The sequence below is a fragment of the Mesorhizobium shangrilense genome, from assembly GCF_040537815.1.
Taxonomy (GTDB): domain Bacteria; phylum Pseudomonadota; class Alphaproteobacteria; order Rhizobiales; family Rhizobiaceae; genus Mesorhizobium; species Mesorhizobium shangrilense.
This window is the reverse complement of record NZ_JBEWSZ010000002.1, coordinates 830,414-856,646: the sequence shown is the minus strand read 5'-3', so window position 1 is coordinate 856,646 and position 26,233 is coordinate 830,414. Positions and strand designations below refer to the sequence as shown.

Genomic DNA, 26,233 nt, shown 5'->3' with positions numbered 1-26,233 from the left:
CGAAGCTTGCTGGGAACAGAATTCATTACGAAATCTCCTTTGTGGACCGGTCGATGACGTTGGTGAGATTGGGAACAAGGTCGGCCGCCCAGGAGAGGCCGCGATCGGTTAGCCAGGCCTCGAGGAAATGCTCTCGACCGCCCTCCCGGATGATCCGGTCGATCGCCGCCTGATCGGATTTGGACGATGCCGCGCAGAGTGCGAGCGCGATTGGATCAAGGCCGAGTTCAAACAACCGGTTGCCGCGGCGCGACTGGCAGTAATAGTCGCGCTTCGGTGTCGCCCGGGCGACGATCTCGATCTGGCGATCGTTGAGGCCGAAGCGCCGGTAGATCTGGGTGATCTGCGGCTCGATGGCCCGCTCGTTCGGCAGGAACAGCCTTGTCGGGCAGCTCTCGACGATGGCCGGCGCGATCCTGCTGCCGTCGATATCGGAGAGCGATTGCGTGGCAAAAATGACGGAAGCGTTCTTCTTGCGAAGAGTTTTTAGCCATTCGCGGAGTTGATCGGCAAAGCCACCATCGTCGAGCGCCAGCCAGCCTTCATCAATGATCAGCAGCGTCGGCCGCCCATCCATACGCTGCTCGACGCGGTGAAAGAGATAAGCGAGCACCGCGGGCGCTGCACCCGTACCGATAAGGCCTTCAGTCTCAAAGGCCTGGACGGATGCTTCACCCAAGCGTTCGTGCTCGGCGTCGAGCAGCCGCCCGTAGGGACCGCCGATACAGTAGGGTCGAAGCGCCTGCTTGAGCGGTGAAGATTGCAGCAGAACCGTCAGGCCGGTCAGCGTCCGTTCCTGAACCGGAGCAGAGGCCAGAGACGTCAGTGCCGACCAGAGATATTCCTTTACGTCCGGCGTGACAGGGACGCCTTCCCGCAGAAGAATGTCGACCAGCCAGTCGGCAGCCCATGCGCGCTCGGGAATATGATGGATGCTGCGAAGCGGCTGTAGCGAAACGACAGCAACGTCGTCCGACAGATTTGCAAGGGTGAGCAGGGCTAGTGGGTCATCTTGCCCCTGCCGCTCTCGGCATTGCTTCCCAGATTGTGCCAGTCGCCCGCCATGGCAAGCATGGCCGCGCGGATTGAACCACCGAAGTCGAATGCAAAAATCTGGTTGTTCTCGTAGCGCCGGAACTGCAGCGCCATCATCGCCAACAGCACCGACTTGCCGGCGCCGGTCGGGCCGACGACGAGAGTATGACCAACATCTCCGACATGCAGGCTGAACCGGAACGGTGTCGCGCCTTCGGTCCTGGCGAAGAACAGTGGCGGTGCGCCAAAATGTTCGTCCTCAACCGGTCCAGCCCAGACCGCCGATAGCGGGATCATGTGGGAGAGGTTCAAAGTGGACAGCGGCGGCTGGCGGACATTCGCGTAGACGTGACCGGGAATGCTGCCAAGCCATGCCTCGATGGCGTTGACGCTCTCGACGATGCAAGTGAAGTCGCGCCCCTGGATGACCTTTTCGACCAGACGCAGTTTTTCGTCCGCGATCGAGGCATCGGCGTCCCATACCGTCACCGTCGCGGTGACATAGGCCTGCCCGATCTGGTCGGAGCCGAGGTCCTGCAGGGCCGCGTCTGCGTCTGCCGCCTTGTTGGCAGCGTCCGTGTCGAGGAGGACTGACACCTCATTGGTCATCACCTCCTTGAGGATGGCGGCGACCGATTTGCGCTTGGCGAACCACTGGCGGCGGATCTTCGTCACCAGCCTGGTCGCGTCCGTCTTGTCGAGCATGATCGCCCGTGTCGACCAGCGGTAGGAGAAGGCCAGCTGATTGAGATCGTCGAGGATCCCCGGAAAGGTCGCGGTAGGAAATCCTATGATGATGAGCGTGCGAAGATGGGCGTCGCCGAGCCTAGGCTCCAATCCGCCGGCGAGTGGCTGATCAACCAGCAGCGAATCGAGATGCATCGGCGTTTCCGGCACGCGGACGCGATGACGCCTGGTGGAAACGCAGGAGTGCAGGTAGGTCAGTGTCTCGCGGTCATCGAGCCAAGTGGCTTCCGGGACAAACCCCTCGACCAGGTTCAGCACGCGGTCGGTGCGGTCGACAAAACCCTTCAGGAGTTCCCACGGATCGACACCGCTTTTCTCCCGACCTTCGTAAAGCCAGCTCTCTATCCGCGAGGCTTCTTCGACTGGCGGCAGCCAGACGAAGGTAAGGAAATGGCCGCTTTCGAACAGTACGCCCGAGGCTTCGAATTGCTCGCGCCGCTCGACGTCGAAAAGCGCTGACGCGGAATCCGGAAACCGGCTATTGGGATAGTCGGTGGCGGGATTGCGCTGCGCCTCGACGAAGATCGCCCAGCCGGAGCCGAGACGGCGCAGCGCGCCATTCAGCCGCGCGGTCGTGCCGACTAACTCCGCAGGTGTGGCGGAATCCAGATCGGGACCGCGAAAGCGGGCCGTCCTTTGGAAGCTGCCATCCTTGTTGAGCACCACGCCCGGCGCAACCAGTGCCGCCCAGGGTAGATAGTCGGCGAGGCTCGATGAGCGTTTGCGGTATTCGGCGAGGTTCATCATGGGCGAAAGCCTTTCAGCAGCCGAAATGCGCGGGATAGCGAAGGTGCCGGCGAACGACATCGACGAATTGCGCATCGCGCTTCGCGGCCCAAACCGCCGCGAAATGGCCGATCGCCCAGATCACGAGACCGGCGATCCAGAGCCGTAGGCCCAGCCCCACCGCGCCGGCGAGCGTGCCGTTGGCAATCGCCACAGCACGCGGCGCGCCGCCGAGCAGGATCGTTTCGGTCAGTGCGCGATGCACCGGCGCGAAAAACCCGCGTACCTCTTCGTCTTCCAGCAGGTACCCGGTCATCAGATCAGCGCCCCGCCGCCGAAGGAGAAGAATGAGAGGAAGAACGAGCTGGCCGCGAAGGCGATCGAGAGCCCGAACACGATCTGGATCAGCCGGCGGAAGCCACCCGATGTGTCGCCGAAGGCGAGCGACAGGCCGGTGACGATGATGATGATCACCGCCACGATCTTGGCGACCGGCCCTTCGACGGATTCGAGGATTTGTTGAAGTGGCTGTTCCCACGGCATGGAGGAGCCAGCGGCAAATGCCGGCGCGACCATGATGGCCATGGCGGAAGCGGTCAACGCAGCTGCGGAGATTAGGGCGACAGCCTTGGGGACCGACGATGAAGTGAGGCGGATGGGTTTCATTCTGAGACTCCATGAGATTGGGGATTCACAGTTGATGCGGCCTCGAGCTTGGCCTCGATCGTGCGGTAGTCGCCGGTGACGGGATCTAGCCCGTCGGCGAACGCAATCTCGACAAGGCGGCGAGCCGAGCCGCGGCCGGCGAGTACGGCAACAATGTCAATGGTCTCGGCGATGAGCACGCGAGGAACCGTGACGACGGCCTCCTGCACGAGCTGCTCAAGTCGGCGGAGCGCACCTAGGGCCGAACTTGCGTGGATGGTGCCGATGCCGCCCGGATGGCCAGTGCCCCAGGCTTTCAGGAGATCTAGCGCTTCAGCGCCGCGCACCTCGCCAATCGGAATGCGGTCGGGGCGAAGACGCAGCGAAGACTTCACCAGATCGGAAAGCGAGGCGACGCCGTCCCTGGTGCGCAGCGCCACCAGATTGGGCGCGGCACACTGGAGTTCGCGCGTGTCCTCGATCAGCACGACGCGGTCAGCGGTTTTGGCGACTTCCGCCAGCAGGGCATTGACCAGTGTGGTCTTGCCTGTCGACGTGCCGCCGGCCACGAGCACATTCTTTCGCTCCTCGACGGCAAACCGCAGCACGCCGGCTTGGCTCGCCGTCATGACGCCATTGATGACGTAGTCTTCAAGCGTGAACACGGCGATGGCCGGCTTGCGGATGGCGAAGGCGGGTGCTGCCACTACGGGAGGCAGCAGCCCCTCGAAGCGCTCGCCTGTTTCCGGCAGTTCCGCAGACACCCGTGGGCTGCCGGGATGTACCTCGGCACCGACATGATGTGCGACCAGCCTTATAATCCGCTCGCCATCGGCCGGGATCAGGATTTCGTCGGTGGCGGAAAGCCCTTCCTTCAGCCGGTCGACCCAGAGCCGACCGTCAGGATTGAGCATTACCTCGACTATATCAGGATCTTCCAGGAAGCTGGCAATCGCTGGGCCGAGCGCCGTGCGCAGCATGCGCGCGCCGCGCGAAACCGCTTCCCTGCCGGATTGATGATTGGTTGCCACGATGATCCCCATTCTTCGCGGCGAGCTGGTTTGTGCCGCGGTCGGGGATGATTAGAAGAGGCAGGAATACCAGCCTTGCAACAAGCGAAATAAGCGATCGTGACGCGACCTGCAGAGACTTGCAGAATGCGGTCCGCCGATCTCGCCAGCTTCCCCGCCGCAGCCTATCTCGCCGGGGAATCATCCGTGTCAGCCGGCGGCGCTGGCGGGACGTCCTCGGCGATTTCCTGCCTCAGCTTTGGCCCCTTGCTCAACCGGCGACCGAGCGCATCGACAAAACTGTCGTAGCGCTGCAATCCCTTCGCACGCGCTTCGGCCTGCGCGGATTCCGGCAACGCCGGGGTCGAGTTCAGCCAGAAGCGCACGAACAGCGCCAGTGTCTCGATAGCGATCCCAACATCGCGCTCGACGCGCTGCACACGCCGGTCGATCTGGTCGAGACGGCGGGTGATTGCCGCCTCTTTCCGCTCCTCGGCGTCCGGGGACAGGAACGACGCAATCGCGGCCTCAGCGATCAACGACAGTGAGACATTGCGCAGCGCGGAATAGTCGGCGAGCGCGTTCATCACGTCGGGGTCGAGATAGGCCGAGAGCCGTTTCTTCTTGGTGTTCTTCATGGCTCAGAGCTCGATGCCGTCATTGGGATCAAGCGAAGCCTGCCGTGCGGTGCGCCGCATGACCTGGTCGACCGCGCGTCTACGAACTGCGTCATCGTCAGCTTCATCAAGGTCGAGATCGAATTCATTGCCGTGCTGTGCCACTTGCTCAGGAGCGATGTCCTCGTGTTCGGGGAGTTCGGGCTGCCGGCGTATGCCCCCATTTGCCGGATCCTCGTCCTGCGTACCCGCAGAGAGGTGCGATTGGGGAGGATGGCCTCCCAACGCCGGTACGACTGTTGTGCCGGTCCAGTCGTCGGCGCGCGATGCTCCTGCGGTCGTTGCAGGCTTCGGTGGCGCCAGGACCCGCTCGGCCAGGCGCGGATCGGCGAAGTACCGAGCCTTCTTCGCTCGAATCGGGAACAGGCCAGACACCATGACGATGGCATCGGTCGGTGGAAGCTGCATGATCTCGCCGGGCGTCATCAGCGCACGCGCCGTTTCCTGCCGCGAAACCATGAGATGTCCAAGCCAGGGCGACAACCTATGCCCGGCATAGTTCTTCATGGCCCGCATCTCTGTTCCCGTTCCCAGCGAATCCGAGACGCGCTTGGCGGTGCGCTCATCGTTGGTCGCAAAACTCACCCGCACATGACAGTTGTCGAGGATCGAATTGTTCGGCCCATAGGCCTTTTCGATCTGGTTGAGCGACTGCGCGATCAGGAAGGACTTGATGCCATAGCCTGCCATGAAGGCCAGTGCGCTTTCGAAAAAATCGAGCCGGCCGAGAGCCGGGAATTCGTCGAGCATCATCAACAGTCGCTGCCGTCGATCTTTGGCGTGGAGATCCTCGGTCAGCCTGCGGCCGATCTGGTTGAGTACGAGACGGATCAGCGGCTTGGTGCGACTTATGTCTGAGGGCGGTACGACCAGATAGAGTGTCGTCGGACGCTCGCCCTCGACAAGGTCAGCGATCCGCCAGTCGCAACGAGACGTGACCTTCGCAACCACTGGATCGCGGTAGAGGCCCAGAAAACTCATGGCGGTCGAGAGCACGCCGGAGCGTTCGTTCTCCGATTTGTTGAGCAATTCTCGCGCGGCCGATGCTACCACCGGATGGGCACCGCCATCACTCAGATGCTGCGTCAGCATCATGGCTCGCAGTGTCGCCTCGATCGGTCGTTGTGGATCGGATAGGAAATTTGCAACGCCGGCGAGCGTCTTGTCCTGCTCGGCATAGAGAACATGCAGGATGGCACCGACCAGCAGTGCATGGCTCGTTTTCTCCCAATGGTTCCTGCGCTCAAGCGAACCTTCTGGATCGACAAGCACGTCGGCGACGTTCTGCACATCACGGACTTCCCATTCGCCCCGTCGCACTTCCAGCAGCGGATTGTAGGCTGCCGAGGCCGCATTGGTCGGATCGAACAGCAGTACCTGACCAAAACGCCACCGCCATCCAGCGGTTAGTTCCCAGTTCTCTCCCTTGATGTCATGGACAATGGCCGAGCCGGGCCAGGTGAGCAGCGATGGAACCACAAGGCCGACGCCCTTGCCGCTCCGTGTTGGTGCGAAGCAAAGCACATGCTCCGGCCCGTCATGGCGAAGATAGTCACGGTCGAGCTTACCGAGCACGACACCATCAGGACCGATCATACCTGAGGCTGCAATTTCATCGCGCGTTCCCCACCGCGCTGAACCGTACGTGGCGGCGTTCTTCACCTCCCTTGCCCGCCAAACTGACATGGCAATCGCAACGGTGATCGCGATGAAGCTGCCGCTCGCCGCAATCAGCGCGCCCTCGAGAAAGACTTCAGGCGCATAGGCATCGTAGAAAAACCACCACCAGAAAAATGCTGGGGGCGGATAAATAGACTGGCCGGCAAGCTCGAACCAGGGCGGGCCGAGTTGTGGCTGAAAACCTAGCTGCCACGCCGTCCATTGCGTCGCGCACCAGGTGGTCACGAGCACGATAAAAAGCACCGCTAGGACTTGGCCCCACAGTATTCTGGTTGCCTGCACGTCGCGTCTCTTCTGACTGAGGATCGGGAGCCTACAGAAAATGTCGAGTTTCGGTATTAGCAAGAACCAAGGGCAGCTTACTGCGACGCGGCGTAGCTCGACCTGGATAGACCTGCTGGAGGCGGAACGGTTGCCAGCGGAAAAAAGTGGCCAATGACCCGATGTGGACATCGGACTAGGCCCGCTTTGCGCCAGATTACCGACGTTCAGCGCAAGACAATGGGGCGTCCAGTTTGGGGCCGACACCAGACTGTCCGGTTTTGGCCCGGACTTGCAATAAACCGCCGTTCGGCTGCCGAGATCTCATACGGTCGACACGACGGCGCCGGTGTGTCACCAAAACTGCGGCGTTTCTCGACGCTTACTTGACCAATATTGCAGGATGCGTGGTGAGGAACATCTCGACCTGGGTCGCGGCTTCGAGCACAGGAGCTATTCATCGCCTGTGCCGCGGCCATCGACCGTCCTATGGTCATGCGGCTTCCCCTTCCGTTGTGGGGGTCAGAACAAGACGGGGTGGTTGCCGCCCACCTCAGACGGCCCGAATCGGGCCAAAACGCGATTAGCAAAGTTTTGACGAAATAATCACACCTGATCAGCAATTTTCTGCAGCATTACCTCCAAAAGAAGGCGTTCACGCGGCGTCAAAATTGAAACCTCACTCAATCTCGCTCTTAGGGTAGTTGCGATGCTCGAAAGACCACTGTGTTCAGCCATCGGGTCGCCCTTCAATTATCTGCGAAAGGATGGCCTCCAGTGCAGCGTCTGCCAAATGCCCCGTTGATCTGGTGCTTTCGCCAGCAGCGACAGGACGCAGCCAATCCCGCCCGCATGAATGAGATCGACAGCATGGTCTTCAGGTACCCGAAGGCATCCCGCGCGAGCATGCGGCCAGCTTTTTCGGCGGGGCTGATCTTGGACGGTGCAGGGTAGGTAGAGCTCATCAGATTGAAGATCGCGGGATTGTCCGGAAGGCTAGACCCCAAGCTGGTGTTGTACGCAGCCGTAAGGTCATTGACATAGTCCCGGGCTGCCTTGGGGCGGTACCAGGGCAGATCACCAACCCTTGCCAACTTGAACACGATCAACCGTTTTGCGCCGTTCTCGAGGATATCCGCCGCTGTCTTCGCCGCCGCTTTTCCCGCCGTTTCCACGCGGGCACGCTCGGTCGTCATCACCTCTTCAAGGGGCGCCTTGTCGTCGCGTAGCACCCTGGCCAATTCAGGATTGTTGTTAAGGTCGAAATTGTTGCCGACGTCGTTCGTCCCGATGTATAGTGCGACGACCTGGTCCGGTTTGAATGAATGATGCTGCTTCAGAAAGTGCTGCAACTGGACGGCGGTCGATATCGGCGTGGCTTCGGCAGTTTTCGCAGCGACGAAATAGGGCAAGTCCGCTTGCGCCGCCCTGGGCATAGTTTAGCCCCCGGGCCCATCGCTGAGAGGAATATCGATATAGACTTCGGAATAGCTGTTGACGTGCTGGTTGGGGACAGGCGATTAGCCGAAATGCAAAGCCACATGCTAGGCCCATGTCAGGCCGGGAGCGGTCGTGAACCGGAAGCCAAACGTACCGGCGTCCGTGAGACTGTCGCCAAAGAAAACAGCTTCCTTGATCGCCGGCAGGTCCTGAGCCTTGCGGGCGGCCGACACCATCGTCGTCGCCGTGGCCAGAACTAGCATTCGCAAAAGTGCGTGGATTACGTCTCTCCTCTTGTTTGGATTCTTGTTTTTATTGATGCGGTGATTCAGCTCAGGCCCAGCTTGGCTTCGAGCGCATCGGCCAATGCCAGCGAATCGACGTTCGATCCGAACTTGGCAAAGCCGAAAATCGGCGCGCCGGGATCGTTGTTGACGGCGATGATCGTGTCGATGTGCTTCATCCCGTAGAGGTGCTGAACTGCGCCTGATATTCCGATCGCGATGTAGAGCTTGCAGTTCGACGCGACAGTTCCCGACTGCCCCACTTGGTGAGCCTTGGGCAGAAACCCCGCATCCGCGAAAGGTCGCGAACAACCAAGCGTCACACCTAATTTTTCCGCAATTGCCGCAAAACGCGGGATGTTGTCCGCGTTCTGGATTCCCCGCCCGACTGAAAGGATGATCTCGGCCTTGGCGATATCGATATCCGCAGCCGGCGGGTCGATGTAGTCAACGTGCTCGATATGGGATTTCCCGTCGCCGCGGGTGGATTCCCGTTCGACCACGGACGCATGTCCTGCCGAATCCGGAGCCTTGAACGTCGCGCCGCGGATCGTCAGCGTAACCACGCGCTTGTCGGGGAACGCTAGGTCGAGATTGATTTTTCCCCCGTGTGCGGAACGGGTGGCGATCAGTTTTCCTGCGGCGACCTTCATCCCGATGATGTCGCTTGCATAGCCGGTGCCAAGACGAGCAGCTACGGACGCCGCGCATGCCATCCCGTTCGCCGTGTGCCCGAAGAGTATCAGCGATGGCCGCAATGTCTTGCTAAGCTCGATCGTGACATCCTCATAGATGGAGGCATCAAAATGAGCAGACCCGACATTGACGATGACGATTTCGTCGACGCCTTCAAGGTTCATGTCGTTGAGCGGCCCCTCGTCACCATCAGAGAGCATCAGGACCCTCAAAGGCCCGTCGATGCCGCTTTTCAAGGCATTCGCGGCGCCAACGATCTCCTTGGAAATTCTTGCTGCGCGACCGTTCAGGTGTTCCGAAACAATGAGAATTCCTGACATGTGTTAGCGCCCTCCGACGTTCTTGACTTTTTCGATGATGAAGGCAGCAACCTCATCGACGCTTCCCGGCAGCATCGTCGCCTGCTCCGTGACCGGTTTGTACACGTGATCCACGACGAATCCGCGCGACCCGTCGTCCAGCGACGCGCCGTCGACCAACTGGATCGGCCTCTGCCTGGCCTGCTTGATCATGCGCATCGTGGCGTAACGCGGCTGGTTTGCACCTGTCTGGATGGTCAGAACGGCGGGCACCGACAGGTGGAACCGATGCTGTGTCCCCCCCTCCAGTTCTCGTGTCAGCGTCAATCTGGACGCACCATCCCAATCGCAGCCGACCACCGATGCGCTGTGCGGCAATCCAAGTATTCCGGCGAGGATCGTGCCCGTGGAGCCATGCCCGAAATCGGCTGACTGGACACCGCACAAGATCAGGTCGGGCCGCTCCATCTCGGCAATGCCAGCCAGACCACGGGCAATCGTCATTGGGTCAGCGTCGATCAGGCCGTCGTCCCAGATCCGCACTCCACGATCGGCCCCCATCGCCAGTGCTTTTCTCAGAGAGGTTTCTGCGCCCTCGTCGCCTATCGTGACCACCACGATCTCGCATTCTCCAAGTTTCTCGGAAAGAAGCAACGCTTCCTCCATGGCCGCTTCGTCCCACTCGTTGATCTTGTGATCGAAAGAGCCGCTCGATACGCCGAGACCATCGCTCGTGATTTCGAAATCTTCATTGAGAACGCCCACATGCCGAACGGCGACTAGAATCTTGTGTTTGCTTTTTTCGGGCATTTCATAGGCCGGCAGCTTTGCCGCTTCGACGGGTGCGAGTTGCTCCCAATCCATCGCCCGAAGCTTTTTCACCGCAACCTGCCGCTTCGGCACCGGCTCGGACGGCGGGGGCGCTACCTCGCTGACAATGCCGACGTCTGAACTGGTGTCTCCCACGGAAGTTGCCGCGGCCAGCGGGTCGACTGGCATCATAGCCGGCGCGGCTTGCGCATTGATGCGCGGCGTAACCTGATCGAGCGTCGGCCATTGTTTCGAAAGCCCATCTTTCAGGAGTTCGAGGACGGCGCTCGCGACGATCTGCGAGGAGCGATTCACGATCCGCTCGACCAGATCGGGCAGGTCGTCGCCCGACAACTTCTCCAGCTCGATGGCCTCTGCGACGAGCTCGGCCAGATCGTTGACAGTAAAGCTGCCGACGTGGTCGCTCGTCTTGTTGGCGTCTTCAAACATATTGAGATCCTTCGGACAGCAGGTGACGAAACAATCGATTTCAGTAAGCGCCGCGGCTTCGTGCATCCGGTTTTCGGATGGCTTTTCGCCGAGCTTGCCTGCCATCCAGATCCGACCGCCACCGGCACCGCAGCAAAAGGAGTTGTCGCGATTGCGCGGCATCTCGACGATCTCGCAGCCAATCAGCTCGAGCACCTCTCTCGGCGCGTCATATCCACCGTTCAACCGGCCGAGATGGCAGGGGTCGTGAAAGGTCACGCGCCTGTTGAGGGGTTTGGTGACCTTCAGCCCCCCCGTTCTCAGCAACTCGGCGAGCGCGGTCGAATAATGCTCGATCTCGGCGACGTCCTGAAATTCCGGATACTCGTTGCGGATGGTGTTGTAGCTGTGCGGATCCGTGGTGATGATGCGGCTGAACGGATGCGCATTCTTCATCTGCCCCAGATTGTGCTCCGCGAGCATCGAATACAGACCTTCCTCACCCGCTCTGCGGATGTCGTTTCCGGCGCTGTGCTCACCTTCGTGGAGGAGCGCGAAATCGACATTCGCTACCCGCAGCAGGCGCGCGACGGTCCGCGACACGATCTGGTTTCGCGGGTCGAAAGATGCATAGTCCCCGACGAACCAGAGGTAGTCGGCGGGCTCCTTGCGGATATCCTTGACCGGAAAATCGAGCTCGTCCACCCAGGCGGATCGCTTGCGGGGCGGCTCCCCGAAACTGTTGCCGAAATTGCCGAGAGAGGTGAAGGCGGTCTGCAGCAGCGGCTCGATCTTGCCCTGATCGACGAGAGACCTGCGCATGCGCACGATCTTCGAGGGATGTTCTATCCCGACCGGACAAATCTCCTGACAGGCGCCGCAGCTCATGCATGACCAGAGCGTTTCCTCCTTGATGACCATCTCCACCAGGGTCTGGCCATCGGCGGCACTCCCGTTTGCCGTCCGCAGGTCAAGAATGAGGTCGCGGGGGCTCAACGGATATCCGCTAGCCGCCGCGGGACAGGCCTCGTGACAACGGCCGCACTTGGTGCAGGCGTCGAAATCCAGCATATCCTTGAGGTCGAAATCGGATAGCCTGGCGATCCCAACCGTATCGGACACGTCGGGCTCGTTCGGCAGGCGCTTCAACGGTGCCGTATCACGAAGCAAGAGCGATCCGAGGACGGCGATGACGTGCTTGGCCTTGTACCACGGGATCGTCGCGATGAATGCCAGCGCCAGAATCCCGTGCGACCACCATCCCCAAAGCCGCAGGGAATTCGCGGCCTCCGGTGAGAGACCCGCGGCCGCATATACGCCCGCGACCGTATATCCAATCGGAGACCAGTCTGCCCATGCGGGCCGGTCGGTATAAAGCCTGAGCCCTTCGAGCAGAAAGCCCGAGATGGTGATCACCATCAGGACCAAGATGAAAACGCGGTCTTCCCATCGCCAACCCGCTTGAACCGACCGGAGTGCCTTCGTGTTCGAATAGGGACGGGTGTAATCCAGCTTGGCGGGCTGAATAACCCAGCGTCGCCACGACATTGCGATCAACCCGATGAGAAGTGCGAAACCTCCAAGATCGAGAAGCAGGCTGAAAATGAGGTAGAAATCGCCTTTCCAGAGACTGAACCCGAAAATCGGCTGTACGAAATCGTGGTCGATGAAAATGATCGTCGTGCCCATCAGGGCGATAACAAAGCCCCAGAAGATGGCAGCATGAGCAATTCCGGCGAGTCTGTCCCGGCGAGCTACCTTTTTATGAGACAGAAGGTCACGAACCAGACGAAGAAAGCCGGGGCGCAACCGCACGCGCCCGACTGCCCCACTCGCGCCGCGATACTTGGCGAAGTCATGCCAAAGGCCCAGAAGAAACAAGAATATCGCGGTTATTCCGAAAACATAGAATACCGCGATTTCAAGTTTGCTCAAAGACCAGAAGAGCTCGCGCGTTTCCAAATTTGCAACCTCACTCGCTGGGTATTGCCCTAACCACGACCGACAACGGGATCGGCGGCTTCGGGGTTTAGGGGCGTGTTTCCCGCACGCTCGCGCGCTGTGACCAACCACATCCGGTCTTTGTGGATCTTCGTGGGAAATTCACGAACGTTTCGGAACGGCTGACCATTCAGTCGCTGATTGAATGTCCATATCCCCAACGCAAGCAACGGGTGGCAATCAGGCCCCGCCAGCAGCTCAAGCCATTTGCTAAGATCTATACCGTCAGTGATGGCAGACTAAGGTCAGCGCCTTGAGCCGTCTTTCACGAAGCCGTCGCCAATTGCACATTCAGTAGTAGGTCAAAACAATCATGCCTGGTGTTGCGACGGCTTGCCTATTGCAACCGTTTTTCACCTCGCAGGCCGTCTTCTCGGTGGAACGAATCCTGCGGTGACTGTGTCGGTGCGACCAACTCATCCAAGGGACTGCACTCTACGGATCTATGAGCTGGGTGAAATGCGCGCACGATCTTCTTGACCAGAGTGATGCCCAGAGGGCGCCACGCCTGGCGAACATGAGGCTCGTCACAAAGTTTTGCCTCGGGTGCATCATCTTCATCGTCACGAAAGAGAAACACCATGCCTCTTCCGGTAGCGTGGTTCATGTGCGGCAAGCCCCCGTTGTTTACATCGTCGATGGCACTTCGACTGTTAGGCCCTGCCCCGCTTAGACGAGCGATAGCGTTGCGAATGAAGCGTCGCGACTGATCCGTTTCTGGTGCGTGGGCGATCAAGAAACGGTGGTCTTGTGGGTAGTCTCACCAGCCCTTTGCTAAGATGGAGTCTTTCCGACCATCGCGCGGTAGTCGGCATAAGCCGCTGCGTTGCACTCGGTATCGGCCGTCTCCGCGACCTACTTGCGGACACTGGAAACCGCCGCCACCTTGACCGTCTCAGGAAGCCTGAGAGCGTCGACATGGCTTCGGAGAAAGGCCAAGACCGATAACTGCAATCCGCAGATCGGACAAACAACTCCGCGGCTTAAATGTTCGCCCTGCGGCACCGGGCGCGCCGCAGGGTCAAGAACTTTGTCGCTGCCCGCCCCGCGACCGGCGGCTCAGACCGGGACGTGCAGGATCTTGACTTCCTGATATTCCTCAAGGCCCTGAATACCGCCCTCGCGGCCGTTGCCCGATTGCTTGTAGCCACCAAAGGGGCTGCCGAACTTGAACGGTCCACCATTGATCTGCACACCGCCCGCGCGGATCTGGCGGGCCACGCGCTCTGCCCGGTTCCGGTCGCCGGTCTGCACATAGGCATGAAGGCCATAAGGCGTGTCGTTGGCGATCTCGATTGCCTCGGCCTCGCCCTCGAACGGGATGATGCACAGGACCGGGCCGAAGATTTCCTGTTGCGCGATGGCCATGTCATTGCGGACATCAGCGAAGATCGTCGGCTTCGTGTACCAGCCCTGTTCGAACCCTTCTGGTTTGCCAAGACCACCTACCAGAACAGTCGCCCCCTCCTCGATGCCCTTCTGGATCAGTTCCTGCACCCGGTCATACTGGATCTTGTCGAATTGCGGGCCGATGTGATCGCCCTCTTTCGACGGATCGCCGACCGCGACGGCATCGCCCGCCGCCTTGGCAATTTTCACCGCCTTGTCGTAGCAGGATCGTTCCACCAGCATCCGGGTCGGGGCGTCGCAGGACTGGCCTGAGTTGAACATGCACAGGGCGACCGAATTGGCGACCTGCCGCTCAAGGTCGCAGTCGGCGAAGACTATGTTGGGGGATTTTCCACCGAGTTCCAGCGCCACGCGCTTGACCGTATCAGCCGCGTCCTTGCTGATCAGTTTACCCGCGCGGGTCGATCCGGTGAAGGACATCATGTCGATGTCCGGATGTCGCGACATCGCCGCGCCGACGGTCGCGCCGTCGCCCTGCACGAGGTTGAACACACCGGCCGGAAAGCCCGCAGCATCGATCATCTCGCCATAGATCGCGGCCGCGATCGGCGTGTGCTCCGAGGGTTTAAGCACAACGGTGCACCCCGCAGCCAGCGCCGGAATGACCTTTGCCGCGACTTGGTTGACAGGCCAGTTCCAAGGCGTGATCAGCCCGCAAACTCCAACGGGTTCGCGTAGCAGAATATCGCCATTGGGCAACGTCTTGCGTTCTTCCTGTTTTTCCAACAGCTCGATGAAGGCCTCAAGGTGCCACAGGCCGGTCGCGGCCTGTTCGCTGCGCGCCATCGAGATCGGCGCACCCATCTCGATGGAAATCGCAGCCGCCAAATCATCCATCCGAGCATTGGTCTGGACGAGGAGCGCGCGCAAAAGCGCCAGCCGCTCGGCCTTCGATGTCTGCGAATAGGTCCTGAACGCGGCCTTGGCTGACGCAACCGCCCGGTCCACGTCCGCCTCGCTCCCCAGAATGACGGTGTCGATCTGTTCGTTGGTGGCCGGATTCATGACGGGAAATTCCCGTTCGCCCAGCGGCGTAACCCACTGCCCGTTTACATAGTGCTTTCCCAAGTCCATGCGCGGCGGCCTCTCTTCTAAAGATCTTTCAGTCTGAAGGTGCATTCGCCCGATGATGCGAACGCACGTGTTGGAGTTAAGCTCACACGCGGGCACGTTCAGAGTCTTTCACGTTCCTCAGGGCTTTTGCACAAACCGGCCCGCCTGTTTACGCTCGGCCGCGATGTCGCCGATGCGCAGCATTGCGGGCGGATGCCATGCGGAAACGGCAAAGGCCAAACCGCCTTCGCGGTCTGGCCTGATGATCATCTGCCCTTGCTCGTCCAGGTTTCCAGCCAGAATAAACCCACCTTCGGACAGGTCATTTGACAGCTGCATTAACCCAAGGCTTCCAGACGGACTCATTGCTGTCGACCCACTTACTGACGACAGCCTGCAGGTTCTCGCCCTTGCTATCCACCGCGGCCAGCATCGGGACCTGGGCCTCTTTGGTCATCTGGTACTGCGAAAGGAACGCATACGCGGCGGGCCATTTTTCCTTCATGCCGATCCAGGCAAGCTTGTCGACATGCCCCCGCTGCCAGTCGCAGTCATAGGTTGCATTAGGGTTCACGCCCAAGGACGCGTCTTCGTAGCAGCCGTCGAAATATGGTGGCAGCGCCACCATATGCAGATTGACGTCCGCGAATAGCCAGTGGGGCGAGAAGAACATCACCAGGATCGGTTCCTTTTTCTCCTCAGCCGCCTTGATCTCCACGACCAGAGCGCCTTCAGATCCCGCCGGCACGGATTTGAACGGAAGATCAAGCGCCTTGATACGTTTTGCGTTGGTGGTTCCCCATTCCACCGGATAGTCAAGGAACCGGCCGTCGGGATATGTTTCAGCCACGGCGAACTTGTCTGCGCAACCCTTCAGCGCCTTCCAGTCCGGCAATCCAGGACACGCCGCCTGCGCCGCATCGTTGTAGTACCACGTCTCGGAGATCGCGAGACCGAGGTCGCCCAGCTTAACGACATTGCCCGACTTGAGCGCCTCGTTCATCACTTCGCCGATGTTCGAGCTCCAGATCTCAAGCGTAGCGGTGATGGTGTCGTCCTGAAGCGCGGTCATCTGGGGAAAGTACCCAGCCGTCACGTATTCGACCTTGTAGCCCATGCGCGTTAGGATCTCGCCGGCCACACGGGTCGTTATATGTTGTCCAGTCCATTCGTTGATGGCCAGCTTGATCGGTGTATCGACGGCGCCCAACTCAGCCGCCTTCGCGGGAACCGCCGCGATTGCCAGTGCGGCGGCGGCAAAGCCCACAATTTTCATGATGGATGCGTTTTGGCTTTTCATTGGTTTATTGTTCCCCATTGAGATTTTCTTCTCAGCCCAAAAGGCGGTAGATTCACAGGCAGCCTCGCGTCACCTAGACCTATTGGCGCTGTCATCACCTTCTGCGCACTAGACCGCGTCAATTTAAACGCGGGGGCCCAAATCGTCTTTCACCTTTCAAAAGGGGTTGGCATAAAGCGATTTGTGTTGTTATTACAGCCGCTTGAACGGAATATGAGCTATATGATCGCGCCCCCTCGCCATACGGTCTGCGATCACTTCCGAACGCGATCGCAGACACGTCAGAGAGCGTGGAAAATGGCTGGTCAAAGCGTTTGCGCCGATCGGCGACTGAGACAATCACGAAGCGGCCGGGAGCCATGCCGCGGAAGGACGCCGCAATCGATAGAAACGTTGACCGTACCTGCACCGTGGATGTAGCGTTTTTGTGAAGACCAACGGCGGACACATTTTCTGCCGGGCGTGTCATATTCGCCAGCTTGGAACTCTTCCCGGGATTTGTTGCAAACAGCCGAAGGCGGTGTGCGCGATGGAAATGAAAGCTCTAGCCGATAGCCAGACCTGGCCGTTCCAATACTCAAAGGCAATAACGGCTGATAGCGGCCGGCTTGGCTGGAAAGGTTTGAGGGCCTTCGCCTGCAATTTCGACACGGCGCGCAGCCCGCTTTGCGTCCCTGATGATCCGGACTATCTGACGGTGGAAATCAACACGGCCCTGTCCGCGAATGTCAAATATCAATTCGGCGACCGGGCAAGCAGCGAGGTGGTCTGGGGCCCCGGCGATATCTGGATCTATTCCAACACCGAACGATCGAAATTTGTCTGGGACAGCCCGCACAGCACAGTGGTGTTCCTCCTTCCATTCTTACGTCTGAAACAGCTTATGATGGAAGGTCTCGACACCGGAATCCGGTATCCGGTGATGCTCGCGGGCATCTACAAAACGGATGCAAGACTGAGAAGCCTTCTGCAACTCATTGCCGCCGACATGATGGGTCCCGAGACCAACGGAAACGTTTATATTCGTTCGCTTGTCGATGCCACACTCGTGCATCTGGCTAAGAATTACATCACCGAGAACGAGAGCATCGCATCGGGACAAGAGCATCTATCCCTCGCGCAACTGGAAAAGGTCCGGAAATACGTCGTAGACCACGTCGATATGCCGCTGAGCGTCGCGGGTCTGGCGGAGGCCGCAGGTGTCAAGCCCTTCGAGTTCCCCCGCGCGTTCCGCACGGCGACAGGTATCACTCCCTACCAGTACGTCTTGAAGGAACGTATCGAGTGGGCGGAGCATCTGTTACGAACGAGCGATCTGAGCCTTGCGGAAATATCCTTCACGGTCGGATTCTCCAGCCAGAGCCATTTCACCCGAACCTTTCGCAAGCAGAAGTCCGTGACGCCGCAAAGCTACCGCATCGCTGTCAGCTAGGTTTCCAGCGCCACGAGATCAGATATCGGATTTCATGCGCCGCCGGGAACCCGAGCGATCACCTTCATTTCGAAGTCGAACCCTGACAAGAAGGCGACGCCAACGGCTGTCCAGTTCGGGTAGACCGGCCCCGGCACATAACGGTCGCGGACCTGCATAATCGTGTCGAACTGAGATTCAAGATCAGTGTGGAAGGTGGTGACGTCGATCACGTCCTCCAACGTGCATCCGGCAGCAGCAAGCGTTCGCTGAAGATTGCTGAAGGCCAGATCGACCTGTTTGCTGAAGTCGGGCTCGGGCGTACCATCCGCCCGCATGCCGACGTGCCCAGAGGCGAACAGAAGGTCGCCCGACTTGATCGCCGCCGAATACCGGTTCGCTTCATAAACCGGGTTGCCGCCGGTGGGAAAGATTGCTTCGCGTTTCATGGCCTGACCTTATTTTTTGGGCGCTAGTTTCCTTGGACAAACTTTGCACCGCGCGCCGCGCCAGTCTTTCATGTTCCGGCGCGGCGTATCAAAATCGAAACGGTCAGAAATGCGGTCTAGCCAATCACCTTCTGCCACTTGCGGCTGAGGGCCTGCAGGATGCGGTCGGCGACCATGGCGATCAGCGCCATGGAGATGCCAGTCACCATCCCACTGCCCACATCCGCCTGCGTCAGCGCAAGATAGATCAGCTGCCCCAGGTCCTGCGTGCCGACCAGCGCGGCGATGACCAGCATCGCCAACCCGTACATGATGGTCTGGTTCAGACCCAGCATGATCACCGGCAAAGCGATCGGCAGCTTGACCTCGAACAGAATCTGTCGCGGGGTGCATCCGATCTGCTCGGCCGCCTCGACGATGCTGGCGGGAACGCCGCGCAGCCCGTGTTCTACATAGCGGATCGGGGGCACGATCGCATAAGAGATGATCGCCAGAAGAGCCGTGAATTCTCCGACCTTGAATAGCATCAGCGCCGGGATCAGCAGAACGAAGGGAGGCATCGTCTGAAGCGTATCGTTGATCGGACGCATGACGTTCGAAACGGTGTCGTTATGTGCCGCCCAGATTCCGATCAGGCCACCGATCGCAAAGCTGATCAGCACCGCGACGGTACACAGGTAGACCGACAGCATAGCTTCTTTCCAGATTCCATTCACCAGAATGAAAGTCATCGACAGCACTGCGAAGGCCGCAGTCCGAAGCCCGCCCGCCTGATACGCGATCAAGGTAATCAAGGCGATGAAGACGGGCCAGGGCGTACCGGCTGCACCGAAGTAAAGCAGATAGGCAACCACGGCGACTGTCATCGCGCAGCTGCGGTGACCTCTGAGGAAACAGCTCAGACTGATCGCAGCCGCCCCAAGCGCATAGCACCAGGTCAGCGTGGCCGTCATCGCAAATCCCCAGGTAAAGGGGTTCACGGCTGTTGCCAGCCCGTCGCGGATCGGCAGCATCAGAAAGCGCAGCGTCACCGACTTGATCCCTTCCATCGCCTTGCCGAAGGTACGGATGAAATCGTTCATCATCGCGTTCATCGGTTCGGCTGGATAAAACTCCCAGGCCAAGGGAAATTTGGCCAGCGCGGGCAGCACGTGGCCGACAAGCTTAAATGCCACGACGGACATCAGCGCGAACAGCAAAAACCTGTATTGCTGAAAGACGGATCGCGGCACATCCGTCGGGAGGGGCTGCCGGTTGATAGCGGCCGCGGAAAGCCGGTCGAGAACCATAGCGAGCAGCACGATCACAAGACCCGCCAAGAAGCTTTCGCCGAACTGGGCCTTGCGCATCGTGCTCAGCACCTCCCACCCGATGTCGTCGAAGCCGCCGATGATGGCCGCAATGATGACCATGGACAGCGCCGCCATGGTGGCCTGGTTAACGCCGACGAGAATCTGTGGGAGCGCCGTCGGAAACTCGACCTGCCAAAACAGCTGCCGGGGTTTGCAGCCGCTCATGATCCCGGCTTCGACGATATCGGAGGGGACTTCCTTCAGCCCCAATATGGTGTTGCGCACCATCGGTGGCGCCGCGAAAATCATGCTGGCGATGACGCCGACCACGGGGCCGAAACCGAACAGGAACAGAATCGGAATCAGATACGCGAAGGCCGGAATGGTTTGCATGCCGTCGAGGGCCGGCTGGACAAATGCGTTGAAACCCGGGAATCGGTAGGCGAGAACGCCAAGCGCAAGACCCAGGCCGATGGAGAGCGGGACCGATATGGCCACGAGCGCCAGCGTGTTCATGGACTCTTCCCAGTATCCAACGATGACCATGTAGCCCAGCGCCATGGCCGTGAAGAGCGCCAGTCTTCGGCTCCCGAACCGGAGTGCGAAAAGAACGAAAAGAGTGATGGTCGCGGGCCAGGGCAACCATTGAAGCAGGCTCTGGACGGCCCGCATCGGATGGTCGATCACTGCCGAGATTGCGCGGAAGATCCACTTGAAATTCGCAACGAACCAGTGAGAGAAATCACCGATGGCGCCGGCAAGCGGAAGCACCCAGCCGTCAGGATAGGCGCGCAGCCAAGGTGCGAACTGGATCGCGACTGTGCATATCGCTGTTAAGACGGCCCAACCCATCCAGAGAACGGCGCCGGTCCGGCGACAGAATGGCGCCGCACTGGCTTTCGAAGACCCGTTCATTGCTTCAACACTTTGGCTTCATTTTGCGCCAGCGCCTGCAAGGCCCCAATCGCGGTCACCATGCCGACCACAGCACCATCTCGCACGATCGCGACAGGCGACTGACGGTCCGAGAAGCTGGGAAGCAGCGTCTCCAAGGTCGTGGTTGGATCGACCGCCCGCGAAGTGTCGAGGCCGAGGGTCGCGGGCTCCATGATCGAGCCGCAGGTGATCACGCGCACCAAGGGAACATCCTCGGTGAATTCGGCGACGTAGCGCGTGGCCGGGTTCAGGACGATCTCTGTCGGGGTGCCGATCTGTACGACCTCGCCATCTTTCATGATGGCGATCCGGTCGGCGATCTTCAGTGCCTCAAGGAAATCATGTGTGATGAAAACGATCGTCTTGTGCAGCATTGTCTGCAGCCGGACGAATTCGTCCTGCATCTGCCGCCGGATCAGAGGATCGAGCGCCGAGAATGGCTCGTCCAGGAACCAGACATCCGGGCGCACTGCCAGCGACCGCGCGATCCCGACCCTTTGCTGCTGCCCGCCGGACAGTTGGTTGGGGATGGCGTTCTCTCGGCCGCGAAGTCCGACGAGCTCGATCATCTCCCGAGCCCGCGCAAAACGCTCCTTCTCGTCGATTTTCTGGATCTTTAGAGGAAAGGCGACATTTTCCAGAACGCTCAGATGTGGAAGCAAGCCGAAGCCCTGGAAAACCATTCCCATCTTGTGGCGTCGGATTTCGATAAGTTCGGATTTCGAGGCCTTCAGCAGGTCCGTTCCATCGAGGTACACCTCGCCCACGGTCGGCTCAACGAGCCGCGACAGGCAACGCACCATCGTGGACTTACCCGAACCGGACAATCCCATGATCACGAAAATCTCGCCTTCGTGCACCTCGAAGGAGACATTCGCCGCGGCGGCGATACTGCCCGTCCCGCGGATCTCGGCGATCTTGCCCTTTGTGTCTTTGACGTCGCCTGAGCCTTGATCGAAAAATGCGCGCGGGTTGGTTCCGTATACCTTCCACACGTTGCGACATATCAGCTTGGCAGGTTTTTCGGAACGCTTGTTCATTCGGTCGTGCTTCCCTTGGGCTTAGGCTTTTCGCGAGCGAAGAGCCCGGTCACCTTAGAATTTCGGTATTGCCGCAGACACCGATGGATTGCCCCGAAATCGCGCTGCCGCGATCAGAACAGATAAAGGCAATCATGTCCGCGATCTCTTGCGGCTCGATCATCCGGCCAAGCGAAATCGCGGCGGTTTCCTCGGCTTCAACCTGGGCGAGCGACAGGCCAGTGGCCTCTGACCGGGCCTTCATCACACGGCCCATCCGGTCACCGCGGACCGAACCGGGAAGAATCGCGTTTACGCGGATGTTGTGCCCGCCCAGTTCCATCGCCAGTGATTGCGTGAGCCCAATCGTCGCCCATTTCGCGGCGACATAGGGCGTGCGCATAGGCATGCCGAGCCGTCCCGCAGCCGAGGACATGTGGACGATAGCCCCCGAGCGCTGCGCCTTCATCAGAGGCACCAGCGCCTTGGTGAAGAGGAACTGCGAGAAGAGGTTTACGTCGACAGTCCGCGACCAGTCATCCGTGTCGATATCCTCGATATTTGCCGTCGGGCCGGCCGAGCCAGCGTTGTTCACGAGGATGTCGATGCCACCCAGCGCCTCGACCATTAGCTCTGTGACCCTCGCGACCGCCGCAGGTTTGCTGACATCGCACAGAAAGGCCGATGCGGACGGAAATTCCTCCATGAAGCTGGCCAGCGCAGCGTCGTCGATATCGCAGACGGAAACCCGCGCGCCGGCCGCGATGAAAGTGCGGGCCGTGACCCTGCCGATCCCGGACGCCCCGGCCGTGATGATGGCGCGCTTGTTTGAAAGGTCGCTCATGACAGCCCGAGCTTCTTGCGGGTCGCCGCCGCATCCATCACCGAGCTACCCATCGTCTCGATGATGGTGCGCGCGCGCTTGACCAGTTCCACGTTGGTCGCCGGCACGCCGCGCGCCAGCCAGATATTGTCCTCAAGCCCAACGCGGACATTGCCGCCCAGAAGCGCGGCCTGCGCGACCATCGGGAGCTGCATCTGAGCCACCCCGAAAGCGGACCAGACCACGTCCAGTCCATGAACGGCATCCGCCATGGTCTTCATCGCGGCGGTCGTCGCGGGCGCGCCGAAGTTCACGCCAAGGCAAAACTGGATCATCACCGGGCCATCGAACGCGCCTTCACTAATCAGCCTGGTGACAAAGCTGAGATGACCAAGATCGAAAACTTCCAGCTCGGGCTTGACGCCATAGCCGCGGATCAGCCTGGCCCCTTCGCGTATCTGCTCGGAGGTCGAGATATAGACCAGATTGCCTTCGCCAACGTTGTAGGATCCGCAATCAAGCGTGCAGATGTCGGGGCGCAGCGCATCAACATGCACCAGCCGCGTCTTTTGCGGAACCAGGTCCGTACCCGCTGCCGGGCTCAGCGGATCGTCAGCTCCAAGGACAAGGTCGCCGCCCATCCCTGCGGTGGTGTTGATGATGACCTCTGTGTTCTTCGCCCGTACGCGTTCGATGACTTCCGCGTAAAGCGCGGTATCGCGCGATCCTTCCTTGGTCAGTGGGTCGCGCACATGGATATGCGCGATCGCCGCGCCAGCCGCGGCCACAGCAAGAACATCTGTCGCGATCTCCTCGGGCGTGACGGGCACATGTGGGTTCTTGTGCGGCCCGCCGCCGGCGCCGGTTACCGCGCAGGTAATGAATACATCCTTGTTCAACACGATACTCCTTTGTTGCAGATGACTGCCCGAGGTCGGGACGGCAACGAGATTGCTCGGATCCGTTGCCCCGCAGGTCGGGACAAACGCGTTACTCTCCGGCCGTCGTCAGCCCCCGGCGCAATGAAGATTAAGTGTCAGGCTCTTGCCGCCGACCAGCGCGATAGTTCCCACGATCTCGATGCAGTGTCCGGCCATAAGCTTGGCCATGAGCCTGGCCGTGACGCTGCGCACGCCGTAGGCTTCATCGTCTCGGTCAAACCCAAACCGATCTTGTCGAGAACCTGAAGTCTGGCGTTGTCGAAGAAAATGCTCGAACGAGCCTCAGCCATATGGCCGAACAGATCGATATGCCCTGGATGCACAACGCCGCCGCCAGCCACATATTCCGCAGTTTCGTCTTGGTTCGCCAACGCCCTTCCCCCGTTGATGACGCAGACATGTCATCTCAAGATCGGTAAATTCTTTGATCAAAGATCATACAATTTTTGTTTCATGTCAACGGTTTCTTTGATCAAAGATTGGAGAGCGCCGAACTTTGGGTAGATTGCGCAAGCAGACCGTATGGACAGAAGCTCAGCAGGACGAACCGGCCGCCGGCACATGCAGTTTCGCGGGGCGCCTAGCCGCCCCGCGCTTTCTCATTTCATCCGTTCACCTCACGGTCGCCCAGCTTCGGGAAGGTCTCCTGACCCCAGATCTGACGTTCCCGGATCATCGCCTGCGGCCTTTGCGGGTTTTCGCTTTCGAACTCCCGAGCGATCCTGTGCCCGTCGAACATCGCATCGGGCAGGAGGCGTGGCGCATAGCAGTCGCCTGCGCGATAGATCGCCGCGATCTCATTCTGTGCCCACTCGTCCTTCCGACCCAGAAGCTCTTCGTAAAGCTCGCTGTTGGACCAACGCGAGGTACAGAGGATCACGCTATCGAAGGCCTTGGTTTCGACCTCGTTCCCGACCCTGCGCGGCAAGCCGCCGTCCGGGCTGGGCTTCTGAAAGCGCTTGTAGCCGTCGCGGTAGACGTAGAAGATATCGGCCATCACCTCGTCACCGTTCAACACGAAGGACTCGACCCAGTGCATCGGCCGCTCGTGGATGCCCTTCTCGTGCATCATCCGTTGCAGGTTCGCGGTCTCGCGCGTGCGCTCGAGATAGGCCGCGACGATGTGGCTTTGCGACAGGATCGTCACGTCCTTTCCCTGGTCTGCCATCATCTCCGCCATGCCGATCGCGTGGACAAACCCCTCACCGTCCAGCACAAGGACGCGCTGCCCGATATTCTTGCCAGCCATCACCTGATCCGGTGTCGCGAATTGCGGAAGGCTCGCATCGGCGCCGGGGATCGGCCGACCCGTGGCGCCCGATAGACCGTTCGGGTCCCAGCGCGAGCCGACCGCCAGCACGACCTTGTCCGCGCCGTATTCAAGGATATCGTCAGCGGTCATTCGGCCAGTGCCGCGATGCACCTCGACATTCTTCAGCTTGGCCAGTTGTGTTTCCCGGTACGTTGTCACGCGGCCCCACTCCGAAAGGCCGGGATACTTCAGGACATCGCGCAGGTGGCCGCCGAGTTCGGGCTCGGCCTCGCGCAGGTGCACGTCGTAGCCGCGCTCGCCTAGAACGCGCGCGCATTCAAGCCCGGCCGGCCCCGCGCCGACGACAAGCACCGAGCAGGCTTCTTTGGTTTTCTCAAACTTCTCCGGGTGCCAGCCACGGCGGTATTCCTCCATTGAGGTAGCGTTCTGAGAACAGACGAGCATCGAGCCGACCTCGAAACGGCTGACGCACATGTTGCAGCCGATGCATTCGCGAATGTCGTCCAGCCGCCCTTCATCGACTTTCTTAGGTAGGAAGGGATCGGCAATCGAGGCGCGTGTTCCGCCGACAATGTCACAATATCCCTTCTCGATGTTCTCAAGCATGTCATCGGGGCTGGTCATGTGCCCGACCATCAGAACCGGCTTTGTCACAACGCCTTTGATGCCTTCGACAAACCCGCGTTCGTGATTGACCTGCTGGAACCGGGAGGGCGCAGCATCCTCGCCCCATTCGATATAGGCGCCCAACTTGATGTCCCAGAGATCGACCAACCCTTCCTTGTCGACCCGCTCCAGGTAGCGCATCCCGTCTTCGTGCTTTTCGATTGAATCCGCTCCGAGAAGGGCGTCGACCGAGAAGCGGCAGGCGATCGCGCAATTGTCGCCCACCGCCTTCTTCGTCTCTTCCAGCAGCCTCAGACTGAACCGTGCACGATTCTCGAAGCTGCCACCGTACTGGTCGGTGCGCTTGTTGTAGAAGGGCGACAGGAACTGAAGCACCAGCATCGAGTCCGCGACGTAGTGGTAGACGATGTCGAACCCCGCATCGACCGCGCGCTTTGCTGCCTCGACATGAAGACGGATCACGTCGTCGATGTCCTCGTCATACATCGGAGCGCAATAGCTTTGCTGTTCGGCATTCGACTGATAGGCACTTGGCCCGCGGGCGACAGCGCGCGTAAACCAGTTGTTCGAATGCGGTCCGGAATGCGTCAGCTCGATACCGCCAAGAGCGCCGTGCTTGTGCAGCCCGTCATTAAAATGGCGATAATTGATGACATCGCCCTGATCCCAGATCGTGCCGAGCCGGTGCGGCGTCAGATCGGTTTCCGGGCTGATCGAGCACAGTTCGGTACAGATCGCGCCCCAGCCCCCCTCGGCCTTCATGTGCCGGTGTCCGGCTTGAGATCCGGGCAGATCCTGGCCCGCGCCGTTGCATTGCGGGGTCTGGTAAAAACGGTTCTTCATGGTCTTCGGACCAAGCTGGATAGGTTCGAAAAGCGGGTCGTACTTTGGATCGCGCGCCATGGCTGGCCTCTCCCGGAGTTGGACGGCAGGGGATGTGGCCGTGAGCGCCACAGGGG

Annotated in this window: 19 protein-coding genes and 1 pseudogene; 1 reads left to right on the top strand and 19 read right to left on the bottom strand. The window is 60.1% G+C overall.

Annotated elements, in window-relative coordinates; genetic code table 11:
* Positions 1-25: 25 nt before the first annotated feature.
* The 13 genes and pseudogenes from trbE to ABVQ20_RS28730 form a co-directional block, all read right to left on the bottom strand.
* Positions 26-2,529: pseudogene (trbE, locus tag ABVQ20_RS28790) on the bottom strand (conjugal transfer protein TrbE).
* A gap of 13 nt (positions 2,530-2,542) precedes the next feature.
* Positions 2,543-2,824 (bottom strand): VirB3 family type IV secretion system protein, encoded by a 282-nt coding sequence (locus ABVQ20_RS28785; RefSeq protein ID WP_354463076.1) that lies wholly within the window; start codon positions 2,822-2,824, stop codon positions 2,543-2,545.
* Positions 2,824-3,093, bottom strand: a complete 270-nt coding sequence (locus ABVQ20_RS28780; protein ID WP_354463167.1) for a TrbC/VirB2 family type IV secretion system protein — start codon at positions 3,091-3,093, stop codon at positions 2,824-2,826. The genes ABVQ20_RS28785 and ABVQ20_RS28780 overlap by 1 nt, the downstream gene beginning before the upstream one ends.
* Before the next feature lie 77 nt (positions 3,094-3,170).
* Positions 3,171-4,133, bottom strand: a complete 963-nt coding sequence (trbB, locus tag ABVQ20_RS28775; RefSeq protein ID WP_354463166.1) for a P-type conjugative transfer ATPase TrbB — start codon at positions 4,131-4,133, stop codon at positions 3,171-3,173.
* 215 nt (positions 4,134-4,348) lie between these two features.
* Entirely contained in the window at positions 4,349-4,801 is a 453-nt protein-coding gene (locus ABVQ20_RS28770) for a CopG family transcriptional regulator (protein WP_354463074.1), read from the bottom strand.
* A 3-nt stretch (positions 4,802-4,804) separates the two neighbouring features.
* Entirely contained in the window at positions 4,805-6,802 is a 1,998-nt protein-coding gene (locus ABVQ20_RS28765; protein ID WP_354463165.1) for a conjugal transfer protein TraG, read from the bottom strand.
* Between the two features lie 728 nt (positions 6,803-7,530).
* Positions 7,531-8,193: an SGNH/GDSL hydrolase family protein gene (locus tag ABVQ20_RS28760; protein WP_354463072.1), complete on the bottom strand. Its 663-nt coding sequence runs from the start codon at positions 8,191-8,193 to the stop codon at positions 7,531-7,533.
* Between the two features lie 132 nt (positions 8,194-8,325).
* Entirely contained in the window at positions 8,326-8,484 is a 159-nt protein-coding gene (locus tag ABVQ20_RS28755) for a hypothetical protein (RefSeq protein WP_354463070.1), read from the bottom strand.
* A 65-nt stretch (positions 8,485-8,549) separates the two neighbouring features.
* Complete coding sequence (locus ABVQ20_RS28750; RefSeq protein WP_354463068.1) at positions 8,550-9,521, bottom strand: electron transfer flavoprotein subunit alpha/FixB family protein; 972 nt, start codon at positions 9,519-9,521, stop codon at positions 8,550-8,552.
* A 3-nt stretch (positions 9,522-9,524) separates the two neighbouring features.
* Positions 9,525-12,701, bottom strand: coding sequence for a heterodisulfide reductase-related iron-sulfur binding cluster (locus ABVQ20_RS28745; protein ID WP_354463067.1), 3,177 nt, complete (start codon positions 12,699-12,701; stop codon positions 9,525-9,527).
* A 1,098-nt stretch (positions 12,702-13,799) separates the two neighbouring features.
* Positions 13,800-15,224, bottom strand: coding sequence for an aldehyde dehydrogenase family protein (locus tag ABVQ20_RS28740; protein ID WP_354463065.1), 1,425 nt, complete (start codon positions 15,222-15,224; stop codon positions 13,800-13,802).
* Between the two features lie 117 nt (positions 15,225-15,341).
* A complete protein-coding gene (locus ABVQ20_RS28735) occupies positions 15,342-15,542 on the bottom strand; it encodes a hypothetical protein (RefSeq protein ID WP_354463064.1) in 201 nt (66 codons plus the stop codon).
* Complete coding sequence (locus tag ABVQ20_RS28730) at positions 15,526-16,503, bottom strand: ABC transporter substrate-binding protein (protein ID WP_354463063.1); 978 nt, start codon at positions 16,501-16,503, stop codon at positions 15,526-15,528. Before ABVQ20_RS28730 ends, ABVQ20_RS28735 begins: the two co-directional genes overlap by 17 nt.
* 427 nt (positions 16,504-16,930) lie before the next feature.
* Between ABVQ20_RS28730 and ABVQ20_RS28725 the strand changes: the two genes are divergently transcribed.
* A complete protein-coding gene (locus tag ABVQ20_RS28725; RefSeq protein WP_354463061.1) occupies positions 16,931-17,935 on the top strand; it encodes an AraC family transcriptional regulator in 1,005 nt (334 codons plus the stop codon).
* Between the two features lie 32 nt (positions 17,936-17,967).
* Here ABVQ20_RS28725 and ABVQ20_RS28720 read toward each other — a convergent pair whose 3' ends face one another.
* The 6 genes from ABVQ20_RS28720 to ABVQ20_RS28695 form a co-directional block, all read right to left on the bottom strand.
* Positions 17,968-18,363, bottom strand: coding sequence for a RidA family protein (locus ABVQ20_RS28720; protein ID WP_354463060.1), 396 nt, complete (start codon positions 18,361-18,363; stop codon positions 17,968-17,970).
* A 116-nt stretch (positions 18,364-18,479) separates the two neighbouring features.
* Complete coding sequence (locus tag ABVQ20_RS28715; protein WP_354463058.1) at positions 18,480-20,507, bottom strand: ABC transporter permease; 2,028 nt, start codon at positions 20,505-20,507, stop codon at positions 18,480-18,482.
* 59 nt (positions 20,508-20,566) lie between these two features.
* Positions 20,567-21,631 (bottom strand): quaternary amine ABC transporter ATP-binding protein, encoded by a 1,065-nt coding sequence (locus ABVQ20_RS28710; RefSeq protein WP_354463057.1) that lies wholly within the window; start codon positions 21,629-21,631, stop codon positions 20,567-20,569.
* A 49-nt stretch (positions 21,632-21,680) separates the two neighbouring features.
* Positions 21,681-22,454 (bottom strand): SDR family oxidoreductase, encoded by a 774-nt coding sequence (locus ABVQ20_RS28705; protein WP_354463055.1) that lies wholly within the window; start codon positions 22,452-22,454, stop codon positions 21,681-21,683.
* Positions 22,451-23,332, bottom strand: a complete 882-nt coding sequence (locus ABVQ20_RS28700; protein WP_354463053.1) for a beta-keto acid cleavage family enzyme — start codon at positions 23,330-23,332, stop codon at positions 22,451-22,453. Before ABVQ20_RS28700 ends, ABVQ20_RS28705 begins: the two co-directional genes overlap by 4 nt.
* A 646-nt stretch (positions 23,333-23,978) precedes the next feature.
* Positions 23,979-26,177 (bottom strand): oxidoreductase, encoded by a 2,199-nt coding sequence (locus tag ABVQ20_RS28695; protein ID WP_354463051.1) that lies wholly within the window; start codon positions 26,175-26,177, stop codon positions 23,979-23,981.
* Positions 26,178-26,233 lie beyond the last annotated feature (56 nt).